General features: G+C 68.2%; 2 protein-coding genes. One reads left to right on the top strand and one right to left on the bottom strand.

Going from position 1 to position 1,052, the window contains the following annotated elements; translation table 11 throughout:
- Positions 1-778: NAD-dependent epimerase/dehydratase family protein (locus BGN91_RS11320; RefSeq protein ID WP_292613178.1), on the top strand; the 778-nt coding region annotated here is incomplete at its 5' end.
- Between the two features lie 21 nt (positions 779-799).
- Here the strand turns inward: BGN91_RS11320 and BGN91_RS11315 are convergent.
- Positions 800-1,052, bottom strand: a 253-nt coding sequence (locus BGN91_RS11315) for a TonB family protein (protein WP_292613176.1), incomplete at its 5' end; no start/stop codon positions are given.

Here is a 1,052-nt window from a genome sequence, read left to right as displayed (position 1 = left end):
CCAGTTCATGCTGTTCACGCCCGACCAGATGGACGAGGACATCCGCGTCTTCACCGGCAAGACGGGCCAGTACATCTTCATTTCCTCGGCTTCGGTCTACGAGAAGCCGGCCCGCCACTATGTCATCACCGAGAAGACGCCGGCGGTGAACCCCTATTGGCCCTATAGCCAGGCCAAGATCGCCGCGGAGGAGAAGCTGCGCGCGACGAGCGGCCTTCCCTGGACGATCGTCCGGCCGAGCCACACGGTGCGCAACGGCATTCCGAGCATGATGAACGACGGCGATCTCTCCGCGCGGCGCATGCTGGCCGGCAAGCCGGTCATCGTCTGCGGCGACGGCACGACGCCCTGGACGCTGACACGCTCCGTCGATCTCGCGAAGCCGTTCATCGGCCTTTTCGGCAAGGAGAAGGCGATCGGCGAGGACTTCCACATCACCGCCGATCGCGGCCATGGCTGGGACGCGATCTACCGCACCATCGCCAAGGGCCTCGGCGTCGAGGCGAAGATCGTGCATGTGCCGACCGACACGCTCGTGCGTTACCACGCCGAATGGGAAGGCCCGCTGATGGGCGACAAGACCTGGGCGGCGCTGTTCGACAATTCGAAGGTCAAGAGCGTCGCCGGCGACTTCACCTGCGCCGAGGACCTCGAGACGATCCTCGCCGAGCCCATCGCCCATGTGAAGCGCCGCCTGGCCGGCCCGGCGCCGGATGCGAGCGCCATGGACGCATTGTTCGATCGCATCGCCGCCGAGCAGTCGGCGCTCGGCAGCTGACGAGGCCCCTCAAGGTGCGCTTCAGCGGCTGAAGCGCACCGGCACCGTCAGGGCGATCCTGCCCTTGCCGAAACCTTCGGGCGGTGGCGGCAACGGGCTGGCGCGCTTCAACAGGCTGACCGCCTCCGCGTCGAGCCGCGCATCGCCGGTCGACCCCACCAGCCGCGCGGCGAGGACGCGGCCGGCGCGGTCGATCGTGAAGGCGACCGAGGCCGTGCCGGTCCCGGCGCCGCGCGGAAAGCGCTTGTTGCGGTTGAGATGGGCGAGCAACCGG

The sequence above is a fragment of the Nitrobacter sp. 62-13 genome (assembly GCF_001896955.1).
In the GTDB taxonomy this organism is placed as follows: domain Bacteria; phylum Pseudomonadota; class Alphaproteobacteria; order Rhizobiales; family Xanthobacteraceae; genus Nitrobacter.
This window is presented reverse-complemented; position numbering and strand designations above follow the sequence as displayed.